Raw genomic sequence first — 19,832 nt, forward strand, 5'->3', positions numbered from 1 at the left:
ATGTCTTATATTCATTTTATCACAAACAAATATATATAAGAAGCAAACTTAATTAAATTAGCAGTATAATAAATGAATAATATTAAAATTTAAAGAATGTGATAAAAAAAATGGAGGCGAAAAATTTTGATAATAGGTGGAAGAGCTCATGATTTTGGCAAATTACCTGTTGCGCAGCTTGCAGCGAAAGTATCAAAGCAGGGTTATTCATATATTCAATTGGCTTTAAGTAAAGCGATATATGGAATAGATTGTAGTTTGGGTAAGTTAAGTCCAGGCCTTGGGAATTATATTAGGGATAGTTTCAAGAAAGAAAATGTTCAGATTGCTGTTTTAGGTTGTTATATAAATGGTATACATCCGGATATCCAAAAGAGAAGGGCCGATATAGATAGGTTTAAAGAACATATAAGATTTGCTAGAGATTTTGGATGTAGTATAGTTGGAACAGAAACTGGAACTTTAAAGGTTGATGGCTTAAGTGATTATGATAACGAGTCAGAATCAGCTTTTGAAACTTTAATTGAAAGTTTAAAAGAGATCACATGTGAAGCTGAAAAATTTGGAGTCATAGTTGGAATTGAGGGAGGGAAAAATGAGGTTGTATCTACGCCTCAAAGAATGAGAAGAGTCCTAGATTTGATTCCGTCAAATAATTTACAAGTTATCTACGATCCAACTAATTATATATCAATATTAAACTTTAAGGATCAAAATGATCTTATTAAAGATGCCTTTAATTTATTTGGTGATAGAATGGTAGTTTTGCATGCAAAGGATTTTGTAGTTTGTAATGATAAAATCAATATTGTAGCTGCGGGCATGGGAAATTTAAATTATGAATTGATACTGAAACAGCTTAAGAAGAGGAAACCATTTATAAATATTTTGCTTGAGGATATTAAAGAAGTGGATATGGATAGAAGTATTAAGTTTATTGAACAACTTTATAATAGAGTATAATAAAAAAACACGAAATTAAAAGGGCAGTTTATTACTAAATAGTAATGAACTGCCCCTATTATTAGAGATTTTCTAGTTTAGGCTTATCAGTATTTAGTTTTAGTTTATTTTCAATTTCTAATAATACATTTTTTTGATAATACATTATTAAATAACAAACAATACTTGATATGAATAGTAATATAAAGGTAGATATTTTAAAAAATATAAAGCCTACAATTAGAAAACTTGAAAGAGATAAAAGTGTAACATTGAATTTTCTAATTGTATAGTATGCAGCTGTTTTAAGAATATCTTTCCAGCCTAAATAAAATCTTGAGATTATTGGGAATACATATAGATTTATTGAAAAAACAAGAACTATTATTACAAAAAAAGAAACTGTTAATGGTTTTGGGTAAGCACTTGCAATAAAATATTTAATATCAATAGAGAGTATGCACAGGAGCATTATTTCTAAGGCGCCGAAAAATAAAGATTGAATAAAGTTGGTTTTATAAGCTTTAAAAAAATCCTTTGTAATATTTACATCTTTTTCACGTATAAGTTTTCCCATCACACTAAATAAAGCTGTTGCTGCAGGTGCTATAGGAATACAACATACAATAAGGATAGAAGTAAAACCTTGTGGAATTTTATTTGTTCCAACAGAAAAAAGTATAATGAACATAATAACTAATGGAATATTAAGAAGTAGAAAGTATAAATTACCTAGGAGGAACCAAAATATATAATTAGTTATTGTGTAGAAAGGTCCCTCACCAAATTCTCTTTTTGATTTAGCCATTTTTTTCCTCCAACTGCATTTATAAAATGCATTTATGTAAATTATTATAATAATTAAATTGTTTTATAGTCAATTAAAATGTAACACAAAAGGAGTTAAATGCAAATAGGTAGAAGTTATAAAAAAGGCAAATAGATTTTGGTGATTTCTACATATTAACATAATAGAGGGTGATATCAACATAAAATTTTCATTTAATAGATGAATATATTGTCGTAAATGTTTAATAGTGGTATAATTTAGGTTAAATGGTAACGGTTACGACGGAATGAAATATCAAAAGAAAGTAGGGCAATTTATGCTAGAAGAAGAGAAATATTTTACAATCAGCGATCATCTAAAAAATTTTTATTCTCTAAAATCTAAAAAATTAGGATTTATAGCAGAAAATGTTTTGGAATATGGATTATGGAAAGCTGAGTTGAAAACAAAACTTAAAGAAATATTGGGAATGAATAGTATGATGTTATGTGAACTTAAACCACAAATAGTAGAGTCAAAAAAATTTGAAGATTACAGGCGAGATAAAGCTATTATTCAAACAGAGCCAGGAGTTTGGATGCCTCTTTATATATTGATTCCTGATGGAATTAAGCTAAATGAAAAGAGAGATTGTGTTATTGCACCTCATGGACATGGAGGAGGCGGTAAGGATTCAATTGTAGGGAAAATTGATACTCCGGACATTAAAGAAAGCATAGATAAATATAACTACGACTATGGTTTGAAATTCGTGAGGCAAGGGTATGTGGTATTTTGCAGTGATGCAAGAGGAGCAGGTGAAAGAAGAGAAGATAAACATCAAGGCACAGATATAAAAGCAATTATGAGTACTTCTTGTAATGATATAAATAATGTTGCTATTAGCATAGGGCAAACTTTGGTGGGTATGATGACTTGGGACCTTATGAGGCTTATAGATTATATCGAAACTCTTAGTTATTGCGATAGCTCAAAAATAGCATGTTGTGGATTTTCAGGAGGAGGACTGCAAGCATTATGGTTATCAGCAATAGATGAGAGAATAACTTGTAGCGTTGTTAGTGGTTATTTTTATGGATTTAAAGATTCTATATTAAATACTCATTTATGTGGATGTAATTTTGTACCAAGGCTTTGGGAATATATAGAGCTTGGTGATTTAGCAGCTTTAATTGCACCGAATCCACTTTTAATTGAAAGTGGTACTAAGGATAAACTTAATGGCGCAAGGGGAATTGTTAATGCTATACAGCAGGTGGATATAACTAGAAAGGCATATAATATATTTAATAAAAAAGACAATATCTATCATCATATATTTGATGGTCCTCATATGTGGAACGGAGAGAAAACATATGATTTTGTTAATAAGTGGCGAAAGGGGTTTGACATATGATAGTATCAAAGGATGGAAGTGGAGATTTTAAGACGGTTCAAGATGCAATAAATTCTATACCTATTACAAATAAAGAAAAGATCGTTATAAATATTAAAAATGGAATATATAAAGAAAAGATATATATTAATGTAGATAATGTAATTCTTTTAGGTGAAAGTAAAGCTAATACAATATTAACCTATGATGATTATGCATATAAGGAGTCTATAAGCGGAGAAAAGATGGGTACTTTTAATTCATTTTCTACTTTCGTAGGGGGAGATAATTTTTGCGCCCAAAATATAACTTTTGAAAATTCATCTGGTAGCGGAGATATATATGGTCAGGCAGTTGCTATTTATGTGGATGGTGACAAAGCTAAGTTTAAAAACTGTAGTTTTATTGGGTGTCAGGACACTATTTTTACAGGACCTTTACCACCAAAACCCAAGAAAGGTAATTGGTTTGGCGGGCCTAAAGATCGAGCACCAAGAAGGCCTGTACGCCAGTATTATGAAGATTGTTATATTAGAGGTGACATAGATTTTATTTTTGGATCTGCCACAGCTGTGTTTAATCTATGCGTAATATTCTCAAATAATAGGGATCGGGAGGTAAATGGATATATAACTGCAGCATCTACAAGTGAAGGAGAAAGGTTTGGCTATATATTTACAAATTGCAAGTTACTAAGTGATGCTGCACCTAATTCCGTTTATTTAGGAAGGCCTTGGAGGGATTATGCTAAAACTACTTTTATAAATTGTTTTATGGGAGAACATATTATAAGGGAAGGGTGGCATAACTGGGATCGCACGGTCACTGAGCAAACGGCTAGTTACGAGGAATATAACAGTTCGGGTCCTGGGGGGAAATTAGATAATAGAGCTATATGGGCAAAAGTATTAAGTGACGAGGAAGTTAAAGATTATAATATAGATAATATACTTGGTCCTGATTTTAATTATGAATTTTATAAAAGCTAGCAAAATAAATTGCTAGCTTTACTGTTTTATTTATTAATAATTTTATAATGCTTCTCTAATTTAGAATTTCCATCTCTGCCGCAGCAAGGATAAAGGCTCCAATGCCCTTTGCATCATTTGTAACAATTGGTTCACTTATATAGTACTCATATGTACCGTCTCTTTTAGTTGCGCCACCAAGTCCAGCTACAGCGCAGGTTTTGTTTAAATTCACTAGGCCATCTTTTGTAACCATAATAAATTCATCAACAATGTTTTTATATGTTGTTTTTGCAATAGCAACCCATTTTTTTGGTATATAACCTTTATTTGATCCTTTTGCAATAGCATATAGTATCATGCATGATGCCGAGGATTCTATATAGTTACCTTTTTGGGTTCCTTTATCTAATACTTGGTACCAAAGTCCTGTTTTTTCATCGCGAACTTTAAGAAGAGCTTCTAGTACTTCATTTAAAATTTCGATTATTCTAGCTCTATCCTTATGGTTTTCTGGTAGGTAGTCTAATACATCGACTATAGCCATAACATACCAACCCATTGAACGACCCCAAAAATTTTTAGAAAGGCCTGTTTCTTTGTTACACCAGGGCTGAACTTTCTTTTCATCCCATGCATGATATAACAATCCAGTTACGGAATCTTTTGCATGAAGCTCACATATTAAAAATTGTTTTGTAACATCATCAAATTCAGAAGTTTCACCAAACTCTTTTATAAATTCAGCTAAAAATGGTGAACCCATGTAAAGGCCATCTAACCATATTTGATAAGGATAGATTTGCTTATGCCAGAAGGCTCCTTCACTAGTTCGTGGGTGGTTTCTTAATTGTTCTCTTAATAGAAAAGCAGCTTTTTTATATTTCTCAAGCCCTGTTTCCTTATAAAGAAGAAATAAAAGTTTTCCATTGTTTACGTGATCTATATTATATTCAGTAACACTATATTTCTTAATATCACCAGTTTCATCGATAAAAAAGTCCATGTTTTTTTTAATAAAATCAAAGTATTTTTTGTCCTTAGTTATTTTCCATAATAACTCGATACCTTTAAAAATAACACCATTATCATATTCCCATTTACAATTAAACTCTGGAGTTCGAATCATAACGGAATCAGTCATCCTAGCGGCCCAATTTTCCATTTGCAACACCCCTCAATTTTATTTTCTATATAACGTTATTAAGTTTTACCATAGGATCATTGCCTTTTGCATCTTTGGTTTTACATCTTGAGAATTCAACGTTAATACTATTTTCTACATAAAAAGCTGGTCCTTCATTATTACTTATAGTAACATTGTTAAAGAAAATGTCTTTAACATTTGAGCAGAAGAAACCTCTTTGCTTCATTGGAGCAAGATTTGCCATCATATCTGGCATGCCAGGCTCTGCGTTTTCTGCCATAGATATTGAAATATTATTAAAGGATACATCTTCGACATACATTTCAGGAAGGCCATAGAAAAACCCAGCGGCAGCCCTTACTTCTCTAGCAGTTATATTAGAAAAGTGAATTCTTCTAAAGGCTGGAGTTTCTACTGTTATTGGATAAGGAGCTTTATCCCAAACATATTTATCTTTTCCATTAGGTCCACAGTAGTAGTATAGGTTAGCTATAAAAGGGCATAACACATCCTTCATTACTATGTTATTGATTCGTATATCTTCAATAACACCACCACGACCACGACGAGATTTCATTCTAATACCTCTGTCAGTTCCTTCAAATACACAATTGCTTATGGTTACACATCGAACATCACCACTCATCTCACTACCGATTACTACACCACCGTGACCATGTACCATAGTACAATTTGTGATTGTAATATTTTCACATGGAACTCTAAGGGGGGTAGCTTCTGTTCCAGATTTTATAGTTATGCAGTCATCACCGACATCAATGTGGCAATTTGATATATGAACATTTTTGCAAGATTCAGGGTTTATTCCATCAGTGTTAGGTGAGTCATTCGGGTTTTTAATTGTAATCTTATCTATGGTTACATTATCACAGCAAATAGGATTTATTGTCCAGCTTGGTGAGTTTATTAAGGTAACTCCTTCGATAAGTACGTTATTACAATTATGAAAACTTATCAATTTAGGCCTTGGATATATGTTTGTTTTATTTTTAAATATTTTCCACCAAAAGGCGCCTTGTCCATCTAGTTTTCCACGACCGGTAATAGAAATATTTTCTTCATTTTGCGCGTATACGCAAGAGGAGAATACAGATTGCGCAGCTCCTTCCCACCTTGAATCTACAATAGGATACTGCGCTATATCATTCGTGAATATTAAAATAGCTCCTGAATCTAAATTTAAATTAATATTGCTTTTAAGCATAATAGAACCTGTAAGAAAAGTGCCAGCAGGTACGTACACACTGCCACCGCCAGCCTTGCTACATGATGCTATAGCTAGAGCGAAAGCATGGCTGCAAGAGGTAATACCATCTGGAATTGCTCCAAATTCTGTAACATTGAATATTGTTGAATATGGCGAAGTATTCATAAAAACCTCCTTTTTTATTCTAGGGCGGGAATTATCCTTTAACTGCGCCAAGGGTTATACCTTGCACAAAGTATTTTTGACAAAAAGGATATATAACAGCAAATGGTAATATTGTAACAATTATAGCTGCATTTTGAAGAGTTTTACTATATATACCATTTGATGCAGTTGATTGAGTGGATGTACTCTCTATTATCATTTCCCTTATTTTAATTTGAAAGTTAAGTTTATTCGGATCTGAAATGTACAACATAAAGTTAAAATATTCATTCCAAAAGGAAACAGCGAAAAATAATCCTATGGCAGCGAGTGCTGGCTTTGATAAAGGCAACACTATTTTTACGAATATACCCATAGGACTACAACCATCTATTTCAGCTGATTCCATTAAAGCCTTAGGTATTCCCTCAAAGAAACTCTTCATAAGTATCAAATTATAAACATTTAAACTTAATGGAAGAATAATCGACCATAAACTATTCATTAATCCAAGGTTCTTCATATTTAAATATGTAGGAACTAGTCCACCATTAAATAACATTGTAAAAAATAGGAGTGATGCAAATATCTTTCTTCCGGGCATATCATCCTGAATTAATATATATGCTCCTAGTGTTGTTAGGAATAAACCAATAAGTGTACCCAATATAGTTATATAAACAGAAATAAGAAAAGGAGTATACAAGGTTGTTTGTGTAACAACAGCTTTATAAGCTGCAATTGTTGGATGTAATGGAATAAGTCTCAAACCATATGAACCGGTGGTATCTAAAGAATCAGATACTACTTTCAAAATAGGAACAAGTATTGCAACTACAGTCGCAAGTAGAAATAATGCGTTGAATATTTTGAAAAAAGCTCTTCCACGGTATCCTTTTTTGAAGCTAAATTTATCATTCATTAATAACTATCTCCTTTCGTTATAAAATACTTGAACCCTTAATTTTTTTACTGATTTTGTTAGCTGCAAGAACTAACACTAAAGCTATTACAGACTTAAATAATCCCACGGCTGTAGTGTAACCATAGTCTGCTTGTTGAGACATGACCCTAAATGTATAGGTTTGAATAGTATCTGAAACACTATAAACCAAAGGATTCATAAGATTAAATACTGAATCAAATAAGTTTAATACTTTTGCAAGATCTAATATAAATATTACAAGTATTGTATTCATAATTCCTGGAATGGTAACATGAAAACATTGTTTAAGTCTACTAGCACCATCTATAGATGCTGCTTCATATAGTTCTGGGCTTATACCAGATAGTGCGGCTAAGTAAATTATAGTTCCCCAACCAGTATCCTTCCACCTTGCGATAAAGACGAATATAGGGGTCCACCATTTTTCTGACACTAAAAAATAAAAAGGTTTATGACCTGTTTGTACAAGTAGTTGATTTATAAATCCGTCCTGAGGTGATAAAATTATAGTGAATATGGAAGCTACAACTACCCAGGAAAGGAAATGTGGAAGATATAACAATGTTTGAACAAAGCTTTTAGCAAATTTGTTTTTTACCTCATTTAATAACAAAGCAAAAACAATTGTTACTAACATGCCGACAAAAAGATTAAGCAAACTAAGGGTAATAGTGTTTCTAAAAGCACTTAAAAATTGAGGCGTTTTAAATAAAGTCCTAAAATTGTCTAAACCTATAAATTTTGCAGGGGCAAAAGGACCATATTTTGTGAATGCAAATTTTATACCATACATAGGCATGTAGTAAAATATAAATGTGATTACTACTACTGGAAGAGCCATTAGATAAAAATACTTGTATCTTAACATTCTTTTTAGCACAGTGGCGTTTGATTTTTTTATAAGACTAGTATCTGATGTTTTTTGGGGTTTCCTTATTTTAAGTTGCAATTAATTTGTCCTCCTTTATGTTTTATTGGAATTTAGAGCTTGTATACCTTGTAAAATATAATTGGAAGTAAAAGTTAAATTACTTCCAATTATATAATAATTTATTATTTGTTAAGATCAGCTAAAACGCTATCAACTAATGCTTTTGAATCTTTATTATATTTAGCTAATCCAGCATCAACTGTTAATGTCCCAACCATGACCTTGGAAATGACTTCATTTTTGAGTGTTAATAGGTCTGGAATTGCTTTGGTAAGAACATCTGATGCAGGTAGTAATGGTTCTAGAGCCGAGTCTTTAGTAAATGTTGCAAGTGAACTAGTTACTCTCTTATCAAGAGGAATTGGGTTTTTAAATTTTGTTAAAGATAATTCTGGTGATTCATATATTTTTGGGAAATCTATTTTAGGGTCAAGTTTGCTAGGTACTTTTTTAGTAACTCCATTTGTAACTTTGTAGTTTAAATCCTTAACTCCATTTGTAAATAACGTCTCACCTTCACCACCATCATGCATAAACTCAATGAGATATTTGAATATTCCAGTAGGATTTTTTGCTTTGCTAGTTATTCCAAGGGCTACAGGAGCTCTTTCAATATATTTAGTTTCTTTAATTGCTGGTATTGCAATCATTGTTCCAGTTTTTACAGCGTTTTGTAATTTTTGTTCCATAATTCTGTTCCAATCTCCTGCCCAATAAGTGAACGCTCCAACTTTACCAGCATAAAATTTATCACGGACACTTGAAGTTTTATTTGTAACTATTTCTTTGTCAATTAATCCATCAGAGTAAGCTTTAGTCATCCTTTGAAGAGCAGCTTTCATATTAGGTTGTGACATACCATCTACCCATTTACCGTTAACTTTAGTAAAGTTAGGTATTGCATCTTGATAGAATTCTCTCAAATATATAGAATAAGGAACCTCTGTATTTATTACTCCAGCAGCACTGTATGGAATAATAGTTTTCTTACCGTTAGCATCTGGCATATCTTTAAATGCCTTTAAAACGGCAGTGAACTCATCATAAGTAGTTGGAACCTTTAAATTAAGTTTATCTAGCCAATCTTTTCTTAAGTAAGTAATACAACCACCACCAGTTTGAATTGGGTAGGCAAACGATTTATCGTTTACTTTAATGGAATTCGCATATTTTGGATCAATAGTCTGTAGAGTTTTAGATTTTGAGATTGCATCAGTCATATCCCAAAGTGCTCCATTACTTCCAAAAGAAGATAGGTACGAGCTGGCTATTTCTACTACATCAGGTACATCACCTGATGCAAATTGAAGACTGAGTTTATCATAATATTGATTGTGAACCGGTTGTGTAATTTGAAGAGCAATTCCTGTTTGCTTTTTGAATCCTGCAACAAAATCAGCCATTCCATCTTCTGGTTTTAGGAAAGTATCGGTAGTCATCTTAATTGTTGTTGGTTTTACTACTGCTGTGTCTGTTGCTTTTGATGTACTAGTAGCTGCTGTGTCCGCTTTAGATCCACATCCTACTAAACCACCACCTATCATAGTGAGTGATAAAGCTAAACTTAAGTTTCTAAAAATTGATTTTTTCATTAATAATGTTCCCCCCTTTAAATCTATAAAAAAAAATTCAGTTGTTAACGTTTCCAACTTTAATTGAATTATATTATTTAGTGAATTTTTTGTAAAGGAGCAGTTCTCAATATGACATACAATTCCATAGAAATTAATGGAGTTTATACTAATATTATTAATGATACATTCGTTTACATATGATACAATATTAATGAATTATGAAATTAAACCTAGGAGTACCAATAAGTTTTTATTATAATTCTTGGTGGAGAAGGTATATTTAATTAAAACAAGATTTGACAATGTAGCTTTATAATATAGCAATTATAAATTATACGGCTATAATATAATTTAGATGTATTATATTTGAAAAGGAGTAGATGTGTAAAATGAGTAAAAAGATAAAGGTTTTTATTGTAGGAGATTCAACAGCAGCAGAAAAGATTACTGAAAAACGTCCAGAAACGGGTTGGGGTGAAATGATACATCTGTTTTTTAATGGGAAAGTAGAATTTAAAAATCATGCAGTCAATGGTAGAAGTTCAAAAAGTTTTATAGAGGAAGGACGTTTGAAAGAAATATCTGATGCTATTTGCAGTGGAGATTTCATGTTTATTCAATTTGGTCATAACGATGAAAAAGATGATATAGAAAGACATACAGACCCGTTTACTACATATAAAGATTACATTTCAAAATATATAGAAGTAGCCAAAAGTTCAGGAGCAAATCCGGTGCTTTTAACTTCAATACAAAGAAGAGTATTTAATAAGAATGGAACTATGCCAGATACTCATGGTGATTATTCCATAGCAATGAGAGAAGTTGCAAGACAATTTAATCTTCCACTTATAGATATGCAAGAAAAGAGTAAAAACTATTTTGAAATTATTGGTGAAGAAAAAGCTAAGGAAATATTCTTGTGGGTTGATGCTTCAGAGTCATTAAATTATCCGGAAGGAAAAAAGGATAATACTCATTTTTGTGAAAATGGAGCAAAAAAGATGGCGGAGCTAGTTGTTGAAGGAATAATAGAAAATAATATTGAGCCACTTTCGAGGTTTGTAAAGGGTTAATATACATTTGGGGGGGTATTTTTGTTTAAAATATATAAAAACTTTGATAATAAACTTTTTTTAAAATTCATTGTGCCATATATTTTTATATTAGCAGTTCCATTGGTCATGGGGTTTGGTGTTTATAGAATAGCTGCAAATATTGTTAAGGAAGATATCAAAGAATCAAATATATCTATGCTTAACCAATCAAAGAATATAGTTGAAAAACAACTACAGCAAATAGATCATTTATCTATTCAACTAGCGACCAATGATAAATTAGCTAGCCTATTTGACCTTAAGGAACCACTTTTAGATAGTGATTACTTGAAAATTAAAAACGTAATTGAAGAACTCAACAAGTATACTAGCAATATGGATTACTTATCTGGTTATTATATTTATTTAAAGAATAGCAATTATATTATAACTCAAGATACTCTGTATAAGGCAGATATTTATTATAATATGGTTTTAAAATTTAAAGATTTAGAGTATAAAACATGGGTTAATATGTTGATGAGTAATCATTTTGCTCCAGAGTATGTTTCACTAAAATCATATGACGTAAAGGGTTTAGGTTCTAATAATACAAATTTCGTTCAATCAGTTCCTTTTGGATATAATAAAAAACCAATGGGTGCAGTAACAATATCTTTTGAAAATGAAAAAATAAAAGAACTAATTTCATATATTGACATATCAAAAGGAGGATTTGTTTACGTTGAAAATAAGAAGGGAGAACTAATAACCAGTTTACCTGAGAATATGAACCTAAGTAATCGAATGGACTCAAAAGAGTTAACAAAAAAGGAAGGATTTTTCTCCAAAAATATTGATGGCAAGAAAATGATGGTTACATATATAACATCTAAAGAAAGAGGTTGGAAATATGTTATTGTATTGCCAGCTGATTTGGTATTTGCTAATTTAAACGGCTTTACGTTTATTACAGTTAAATTGTTTTTAATAACTCTTTTAGTAGGAATTTTAGTTGCAAGTATTCTTGCTTATCGTAACAGTAAACCAGTTTTTGATATTGTTAAGCAGTTAAAACAATTTAACTCAGATGAATCGGTTGTTAATAAGAATACATTCTCTTCAATAAATGGGAGTGTTTCTAATTTGATCCTAACAAACAATGAACTTCAAAAGGATATAGATAATCAGAAGTCTTTAATTCATTCAGCTTTTCTTGAGAAGCTTATACGTGGGCAAATATATAATGAGGCAGAATTCTTAGCAATTTCTGCTTATGTAGGGATTGATATTTCAAAAGGTAAAAGTATTGTAATATTACTTAAAGTATTTAACAATGAGTCAACTGTAATAAATCTAAACAATGAAATTATAAAGGAATTAAATATTTCTAAAGCAATTATTAGAGGGGTATTAACAAAACATTTCACAGGAAATGTATTTTTTCATGATATAGACCAACAAACAATTGCTATTATATTGAATTCTGATATAAAAGATACAGAAGCTTTTTATAAGAAAATAGAGGATAACGTAGCAAATGTTAAAAAAGAACTTTTAGATAATATTAATTTAAAAGTTGATGCTTCTGGAGGAGAACCTTATTCAAATCCTTTGGAGCTTTGGCATTCATTTGAACAAGCTGTACATGCTTTAGATAATTTTGATGGTAAATATTCAATAGTTTGGTCTCACAATCTTGAGATAGAAACTGAAAATTACTATTATCCACTAGATGTTGAGCAAAAATTATTAAATCATACAAAAATAGGAGATAAAGGTCAGGTTAATAAACTTTTAGATTTCATTTATTATGAAAACTTTGAGACTAGAAATTTAAATTCTTGTAAAAGTTATGATGTTGTAAAGGAGTTAAAAAGTACTATTAGAAAAATGCTGCCTGATTTTAAGGATAATGAAGATAGTAAAAATAATGAGGATATAAAGGATATTAATAATATTTTAAGAGAAGTAAATTCAAAAAATTCTTATGATGTTAATTTTAAGTTGGTAGCGAATGCTTATTACAATTTATGCGATTTAATACTAGTACAGAAAGGCAATTCTAATTTAAATTTAATGAATAAAATTAAAAGGTATATTGAATCAAATTATATGGATAAAAATTTATGTCTTTATAAAGTATCTTCAGAATTTAATTTAAGCGAGGGTTATTTTTCACATCTTTTCAAAGAACAAACAGATATTAATTTTACAGATTATCTAGAAAAAACTAGACTTAATAATGCAAATATTCTTTTGAAAAATCGTGAATTAACAATTACAGGGATTTCTGAGATGGTTGGGTACAATAGTGCACAGTCATTTAGGAGGGCTTTTAAAAGGTTGTTTGGAGTGAGTCCAACTGATGTCAGAAAAAATTAGGTAGATCATTAGCATGAAGATTATAAAACAGGGGAGGATTACCAAAAAAACTTGAGGTAAGTCCTCCCTTTGTTTATATAAAATTCTAATATAATGATTAATTTTGGAATTTAATATAATTAATGTTATAATTGAAATTGTTTACAAAATGATCATAAAATAAAATTCATTTTGACACAAATAAGTTATATTATGAGAATAATAAAATGATTTATAAAAAAAACATGTGAAAAAACGATTATAGGGGTGAAAAAAATGATAGAAATGGAAAATGTAACAAAATGTTATGGAAATCAAGTAGCATTAGATGGTCTTAATCTTACAGTGAAAAAAGGAGAGATATTGGGATTTCTAGGGCCAAATGGTGCTGGTAAATCAACTGCCATGAATATTCTCACAGGGTATATATCCGCAACAAACGGTAATGTAAGAATTGATGGTATTGACATACTTGAAAATCCAGAAGCTGTAAAGAAAAAAATAGGATATCTTCCTGAAATACCTCCATTATATTTGGATATGACTGTTGAGGAGTACCTTAAGTTTGTATTTAGAATAAAAAAGGTTAAATCTGATTCTATTGAGCAAAGTATGATAAAAATAATGTCACTTGTCAAAATATTAGATGTTAGAGGAAGGCTTATAAAAAATCTTTCTAAGGGTTATAAACAAAGAATAGGGCTGGCTCAAGCTTTAGTTGGAGACCCTGAGGTACTTGTTCTAGACGAACCTACGGTAGGTCTAGACCCAAAGCAGATTATAGAAATAAGAAATCTAATTCAGAAAATAGGAAATACGTGTACCATTATATTAAGTTCACATATATTATCAGAAGTTAGTGCAATCTGTCATAGGGTTATTATAATAAATAAGGGCAAGATTGTTGCTTCTGGAACTCCAGAAGAATTATCAAAAGGAGTAAATAGCAGTAACAAAGTCCTTTTGAGGGTTAAAGGGGTAAAAGAGGATGTATATAAACATATAAAAGCAGTGGAAGATGTTAAATCAGTTGAGGAGCAAGGTGTTCATGAGAATGGTACGGTAGATCTTTTAGTTGAGGCAAAAAATAATTTGGATATAAGAGAAACATTATTTGTTACGCTTAGCCAAGCTGGGTTTATTATATTAATGATGAAGAGCAAGGAAATTAATCTTGAAGAAATATTCTTGGATGTTACAACAAACAAGAAAGTAGGAGGTATGTAATGTTAGCTGTATTTTTAAAAGAATTTAGATCATATTTTACTTCAGCTATTGGTTATATTTTTATAGGAACATTTCTATTAATAACAGGAATCTTTTTTACAATGTATAATTTATTAGCAGCAAGTCCAACGTATAATAATACGCTTCAAAGTCTAATTACAATATTTTTGTTTATTATTCCGATATTAACCATGAAGATTATATCTGAAGAAACTAAAACTAAAACAGATCAATTATTGTTTACTTCACCATTAAAAATAAGAGATATTATATTGGGTAAATATTTTGCAGCTGTAGCTATTTTTACTATTTCTCTTTTGATAACGGTTTTATACCCACTAATTTTAAGTATGTTTGGAAATGTCTCACCATCTGAAATATTTACAGGATATATTGGTATGTTCTTGCTTGGAGCAACTTTAATATCTATAGGTTTATTTGTATCAAGTTTAACAGAAAATCAAGTTACATCAGCAGTAATATCTTTTGGAGTATTACTTTTTATATTTTTAATAGATAGTATAGAACAGGCACTTCCTAGCACTAGAATTTCTAGCATAATTTTTGTTCTAGTTATGGTGGGGATATTTGCTTTTGGTGTTTATTTTTCAACTAAAAACATATATGCAGCATCAGTTACCGCAGTAGCAGGCATAATTATAACTATAGGAATATATTTAGCAAAAAAGGAACTTTTTGATGGAATGATTCAAAAGGTTTTCCAATGGTTTTCTTTAATAAAACGGTATGATTTATTCTCGCAAGGCATATTAAGTCTGAATTCTGTGGTGTATTACTTATCATTTATTGTGGCATTTATATTTTTAACTATAAGAATGGTTGACAAGAGAAGATGGAGTTAAGGGGTGGATGAATATGAAAAAGTTACAAATTAAAAACACATTTAAAAATAATAAGTTTAAATATGGTGGTTATGCAGCACTAATTACATCTATGGTACTTGTAATATTACTGGTTGCTAACTTAGTAATTGATAAAATGGATTTTAAATATGATATGACAAAGAATAAATTATATTCATTATCAAATCAATCTTATAAGGTTATGGACAAGCTAAGCCGTGATATTAATATTATTATCTTTTCAAAGCAGAGTAGTTATGATCAAGGAATGACAGAAATAATAAATAAATATCCTAGTAAATCTAAGAAAATAACTGTAAAATATATAGACCCAACTACTAATCCTCAAGTTGCAAAAAAATATAGTAGCACTGAAAATGAGATTGCAAATGGTAGTATAGTTGTTGAGAGCGCTGGTAAATTTAAAGCTATTAAGGAAAGTGAGTTATATAATACCACCCAGGATCAAACTACTGGTGAAACATCTGTTAAATCTCTTGCAGTGGAACAAAAAATCACAGGAGCTATAATGTACGTTGCAGGCGATAAAAATTCAGTTGTTTACAATTTACAAGGGCATAAGGAAAAAGCTTTAGCTACTGAAGTTTCTAGTGACTTAAGTAATCAAAACTTTATAGTAAAACAATTGAATTTATTAACAAACGTTTGGAAACCGGAGGCTGGAGACATGCTTCTTGTTAGTTCTCCATCAGCTGATATAAGCAAGGACGAATTAATTAAGTTAAAAGGTTTCTTTTCAAAAGGCGGTCATGGAATATTTTTAATGGATGTTCAAAAGGGTAAGTTCCTAAATTTTGACAATCTTATGAGCACTTTCGGAATTCAAATTGAACATTCTTTAATAGTAGAAGGAGATTCAAAAAAATATTATAGGGAACCTGCATACCTTATTCCTAGAATGAATAGTCATGCAATTATTGATCCAATGGTTTCTGCAAATCTACCTATTCTTTTTCCAGTGGCACAACCAATTGAGCAACTAAAAGTTAAGAAGGCTTCTTTAAAAGTTGAGCCTCTACTTACGACGTCAGAAGAGTCTTTTGGAAAGAAAGATATAAATAGCACAACAACGCAAAAGGCATCTGGGGACATAGACGGTCCTTTTGATGTAGCAGTTGCTATAACTGATACCCAAGAAACAAGTGTGGCTAAAATTGTTGTTTTTTCATCTTCAGGTTTTATTAATGTAGCAGCTGGTGGTAATCTAGACCTTTTCATGAATAGTATGAATTGGGTACAGGACCTTAAGGAAAATATTTCTATTACGCCAAAAGATTTAACAACGCAAACCTTAGAAATCACTAAGGCACAAACACTTGGATTTTCTGCTTTAGTTATAATAGTAATTCCTGCTATAGTTCTTATCATGGGGGTTGTAGTATGGATTAGGAGGAGACATTTATGAAGAAATCTAAGAGTATTATAATACTCGCTCTTATTTTACTCTTATTATGCGGAGCATATTTTTATGTTTCAAGTAATCCCAAAACAGATAAGCAAGATGCAAGTTCTACCAATGTAAGTACAAGCATCGTTGAAGTTTGGAAGATTGATAACACTAAAGTTTCCCAGGTAATTATTAAAAAGAGCGGTTCGGGGAATACATTTGTTAAAAAATCTAAAGAATGGGTTATTGAAAATTATAATCACAAGATCAAACAGACTACTATTAATGGTATTACAGATTCAGTAATAAATTTATCAGGAACCCTTGTGGAAAAAAATGCTAATGATATGGGGAAGTATGGACTTGCTAAACCAACTATAAATATAGTGATAGTTGGGAAAGATTTGAATAAAACACTACACGTTGGAGACAAAACTTCAGACGGAACTAGCTATTATGTAAATGAGAAAGGAACCCAAAAAGTATATTTTATAGCAACTAGTATTGTAGATGGTCTTTCTTTAAAGCAGTCAGAATACAGAGATAATACAATTACTGCTATAGATACGACTTCGCTTTCATACATGAAAATTGTTAAAGCTGGAAGCTTACCGGTTGTGATAATAAAGAATGCACATCAAAGCAAAGATGAAGCTAAATACAATATAAATACTTGGATGCTTACGGATGCATATAATTCACCGGTAAATTTAGAGGTTGAGAAAATTTCTCCTGTAATAGCGGCTATTGCAAGTCTTAAAGCTGGTGATATAGCTGATGATAATCCGAAAGATTTAAGCAAGTATGGATTAGATAAACCATCTCTTAAACTTACACTAAAGGATAGTAAAAATGTATTGCAACTTTTTATAGGTAAAAACAAGAATGATAGTAGTGTATACTTTAAAGAAGGTAAAGGTGACACAATATATACAATAGATAAGACCGTAATTGATCTCTTTAAATTTAAATCTTTTGATGTGATAACTAAATTTGTGTACATTGTAAATTTAGATGATGTAAATAAGATAGTTGTAGAAGGAAAAGGAAAAAAGGATACAGTCTTAGTTTCTAGAACTTCGGCTAAAGCTGAAAAATCTGGAGATTCAGATGTTGTAACTACAAATTCTAAGGTAAATGGTAAGAATATAGAAATCAATAAGTTTAAAACTGAATATCAAGAAATAATAGGGCTTACTGTAGATGCTGAAAATGACAAAAAACTAGAAAATAAACCAGTGATTAGCATTACATATAGTCTTAATAAGGAGAGTGAAAAGCAGGAAATCATTGATTTCGTACCTTATAATGATCAGTTTTATGCAGTATTTAGGAATGGAAAATCTGATTTTGTAATAACAAAAGATAAAGTAAATAAAATGATAACTAGTTTGGAAAGTTTAAAATAAGATGGTGAAAATATAGCATAAGAAAAAGTCTACTAATCAAGTGAAATATACGTTTCCTTGTTTAGCAGACTTTTTAATTTATTTACTTAGCAAATATTTTAGGACTAAAATTGAATTGTATTTTTGTTTAGTTGATCCAACAATTCCAATCACCTTATTTTTTAGATCAAATCCCAATTTTTTTAATAACGTAATATCTTTGGCATCTATAGCATACACATCGTTCTTTTTATTACTTCCGATAGCGTGAATTTTTTCACCTTTTAAAGAATCTAAATTGAGTTCACTTATATTATCTAATCTCAAAAACATATCTTGTTTTGCGAAGGATTCAAACATTGTTTTATCTAAAATTATAACATCAAGTTCTCCAACGGATACCTCAGCAGTAAGTTTTTGCATATACTGGCTTGTTGTTTGAAGGTTTGCATTTTTTGAAGTATCAATTGGCATACTACTTACTATAGCTTTTTTTCTGGTACTTCCATCTTTGACAACGACTTTTGTAAGTAACGATTCTAAATTAGTTACCTTATTCGTATCTGCAATGTTTGAAATCATAGTTAAATTAAATACATAATCTGGTTTTGTTATTTGGCTATGTATAATAGAAATTATTATACATATGGCAGTTAAAGCACCAATAATATGAAACTTGTAATACTCCCAGATATATTCAGCTTTTTTATGCTTGCTCATACCTTTTAAATCAACCATAATATCCATCCCTCTTATTCGAATTTCAGTATAACATAAAATATTTATAAATTTATTATGTTACTTTTTTACTGCCCTTGGATTATATTTAAAACAATGATTAATAAATTTTTCATCAGGCATAAACATCAATTGCATTTTATCTTTTCCTTCTGTAATCATTGCAACATATATTGGTCCTTTTGCGGTTGTGGGATAGCATTTTACTATAGAATTAGGTTTATTTGAATAATCTTTTACAAAATCGCTATCATTAAGAGCTAAAAGATCTACCTCTTTTATATTAAAAGTAGTGACCTTTTTTCTTTTTTTCATTTCCAATATCTTTTCTATATCAATTTCACCATTTGTAAATTGATATTCATATTCTACATATAATTTTGATTTGTAAAAATAACATGCTACAGCCAAAGCAATTAGTAATATAGCAAAAATCATATTTACACTAGCGGAAAATAGTCCAATTAATCCAAATACATAGGTTGATCCACTTGCTAGTTTATAAGTAGTCGTTTTAGATGTTGTTAGAAGTTGCTCATAAAAATTATCCATTTTTTTCTCCCCTTTAATTATCATATGATTTACTTATTGTGCTAAGAAAAGCATTACAAATTGTAATTTATTTAATAATTCACCTATAATTATAACATAATCCATATATTATAAAAGGTTATTATAGCTAAATTATATAATTTATAGTTGCAAAATATATTTAATAATATGATAATAAAGAGATATGAGTTAAAAATATTATTATGAGAT

General features: G+C 30.3%; 17 protein-coding genes. 9 read left to right on the forward strand and 8 right to left on the reverse strand.

The window, feature by feature from the left end; genetic code table 11:
• Positions 1–126: 126 nt before the first annotated feature.
• On the forward strand, positions 127–963 hold the full coding sequence (locus tag A7L45_RS05360; protein ID WP_071611814.1) for a sugar phosphate isomerase/epimerase family protein: 837 nt from the start codon (positions 127–129) through the stop codon (positions 961–963).
• A 61-nt stretch (positions 964–1,024) separates the two neighbouring features.
• Here A7L45_RS05360 and A7L45_RS05365 read toward each other — a convergent pair whose 3' ends face one another.
• Positions 1,025–1,750 (reverse strand): YesL family protein, encoded by a 726-nt coding sequence (locus A7L45_RS05365; protein ID WP_071611815.1) that lies wholly within the window; start codon positions 1,748–1,750, stop codon positions 1,025–1,027.
• A gap of 268 nt (positions 1,751–2,018) precedes the next feature.
• Between A7L45_RS05365 and A7L45_RS05370 the strand changes: the two genes are divergently transcribed.
• Together A7L45_RS05370 and A7L45_RS05375 are read left to right on the forward strand one after the other, a co-directional pair.
• Complete coding sequence (locus A7L45_RS05370; protein ID WP_084647362.1) at positions 2,019–3,128, forward strand: alpha/beta hydrolase family protein; 1,110 nt, start codon at positions 2,019–2,021, stop codon at positions 3,126–3,128.
• Positions 3,125–4,096, forward strand: a complete 972-nt coding sequence (locus A7L45_RS05375) for a pectinesterase family protein (protein ID WP_071611816.1) — start codon at positions 3,125–3,127, stop codon at positions 4,094–4,096. The genes A7L45_RS05370 and A7L45_RS05375 overlap by 4 nt, the downstream gene beginning before the upstream one ends.
• 55 nt (positions 4,097–4,151) lie before the next feature.
• Here the strand turns inward: A7L45_RS05375 and A7L45_RS05380 are convergent, their stop codons facing one another.
• The 5 genes from A7L45_RS05380 to A7L45_RS05400 form a co-directional block, all read right to left on the reverse strand.
• On the reverse strand, positions 4,152–5,240 hold the full coding sequence (locus tag A7L45_RS05380) for a glycoside hydrolase family 88/105 protein (protein WP_071611817.1): 1,089 nt from the start codon (positions 5,238–5,240) through the stop codon (positions 4,152–4,154).
• Between the two features lie 25 nt (positions 5,241–5,265).
• Positions 5,266–6,615, reverse strand: a complete 1,350-nt coding sequence (locus A7L45_RS05385) for a glycoside hydrolase family 28 protein (RefSeq protein ID WP_071611818.1) — start codon at positions 6,613–6,615, stop codon at positions 5,266–5,268.
• Positions 6,616–6,646: 31 nt separating this feature from the next.
• A complete protein-coding gene (locus A7L45_RS05390) occupies positions 6,647–7,516 on the reverse strand; it encodes a carbohydrate ABC transporter permease (protein ID WP_071611819.1) in 870 nt (289 codons plus the stop codon).
• A gap of 19 nt (positions 7,517–7,535) precedes the next feature.
• Positions 7,536–8,489: an ABC transporter permease gene (locus A7L45_RS05395; protein ID WP_224616750.1), complete on the reverse strand. Its 954-nt coding sequence runs from the start codon at positions 8,487–8,489 to the stop codon at positions 7,536–7,538.
• Between the two features lie 104 nt (positions 8,490–8,593).
• Positions 8,594–10,063: an extracellular solute-binding protein gene (locus A7L45_RS05400; protein WP_071611820.1), complete on the reverse strand. Its 1,470-nt coding sequence runs from the start codon at positions 10,061–10,063 to the stop codon at positions 8,594–8,596.
• A gap of 371 nt (positions 10,064–10,434) precedes the next feature.
• Between A7L45_RS05400 and A7L45_RS05405 the strand changes: the two genes are divergently transcribed.
• The 6 genes from A7L45_RS05405 to A7L45_RS05430 all read left to right on the forward strand — a co-directional run bounded on the left by A7L45_RS05405 (position 10,435) and on the right by A7L45_RS05430 (position 18,353).
• Complete coding sequence (locus A7L45_RS05405) at positions 10,435–11,121, forward strand: rhamnogalacturonan acetylesterase (RefSeq protein ID WP_071611821.1); 687 nt, start codon at positions 10,435–10,437, stop codon at positions 11,119–11,121.
• 21 nt (positions 11,122–11,142) lie between these two features.
• Entirely contained in the window at positions 11,143–13,467 is a 2,325-nt protein-coding gene (locus tag A7L45_RS05410; protein ID WP_071611822.1) for an AraC family transcriptional regulator, read from the forward strand.
• 255 nt (positions 13,468–13,722) lie between these two features.
• Positions 13,723–14,673, forward strand: a complete 951-nt coding sequence (locus A7L45_RS05415; protein WP_071611823.1) for an ABC transporter ATP-binding protein — start codon at positions 13,723–13,725, stop codon at positions 14,671–14,673.
• Complete coding sequence (locus tag A7L45_RS05420; RefSeq protein ID WP_071611824.1) at positions 14,673–15,536, forward strand: ABC transporter permease; 864 nt, start codon at positions 14,673–14,675, stop codon at positions 15,534–15,536. The genes A7L45_RS05415 and A7L45_RS05420 overlap by 1 nt, the downstream gene beginning before the upstream one ends.
• Before the next feature lie 13 nt (positions 15,537–15,549).
• The gene (locus A7L45_RS05425) at positions 15,550–16,962 is read left to right on the forward strand and encodes a GldG family protein (RefSeq protein ID WP_071611825.1); all 1,413 of its coding nucleotides are present in this window, start codon (positions 15,550–15,552) and stop codon (positions 16,960–16,962) included.
• Complete coding sequence (locus A7L45_RS05430; protein ID WP_071611826.1) at positions 16,959–18,353, forward strand: DUF4340 domain-containing protein; 1,395 nt, start codon at positions 16,959–16,961, stop codon at positions 18,351–18,353. Before A7L45_RS05425 ends, A7L45_RS05430 begins: the two co-directional genes overlap by 4 nt.
• Before the next feature lie 78 nt (positions 18,354–18,431).
• On the opposite strand, the gene A7L45_RS05435 is transcribed toward A7L45_RS05430, so the two are convergent.
• Both A7L45_RS05435 and A7L45_RS05440 read right to left on the reverse strand, forming a co-directional pair.
• The gene (locus A7L45_RS05435; protein WP_071611827.1) at positions 18,432–19,070 is read right to left on the reverse strand and encodes a hypothetical protein; all 639 of its coding nucleotides are present in this window, start codon (positions 19,068–19,070) and stop codon (positions 18,432–18,434) included.
• Positions 19,071–19,130: 60 nt separating this feature from the next.
• Complete coding sequence (locus A7L45_RS05440) at positions 19,131–19,622, reverse strand: DUF6106 family protein (RefSeq protein ID WP_071611828.1); 492 nt, start codon at positions 19,620–19,622, stop codon at positions 19,131–19,133.
• Between the last annotated feature and the right edge of the window lie 210 nt (positions 19,623–19,832).

The sequence above is a fragment of the Clostridium estertheticum subsp. estertheticum genome (assembly GCF_001877035.1).
Classification (GTDB): domain Bacteria; phylum Bacillota; class Clostridia; order Clostridiales; family Clostridiaceae; genus Clostridium_AD; species Clostridium_AD estertheticum.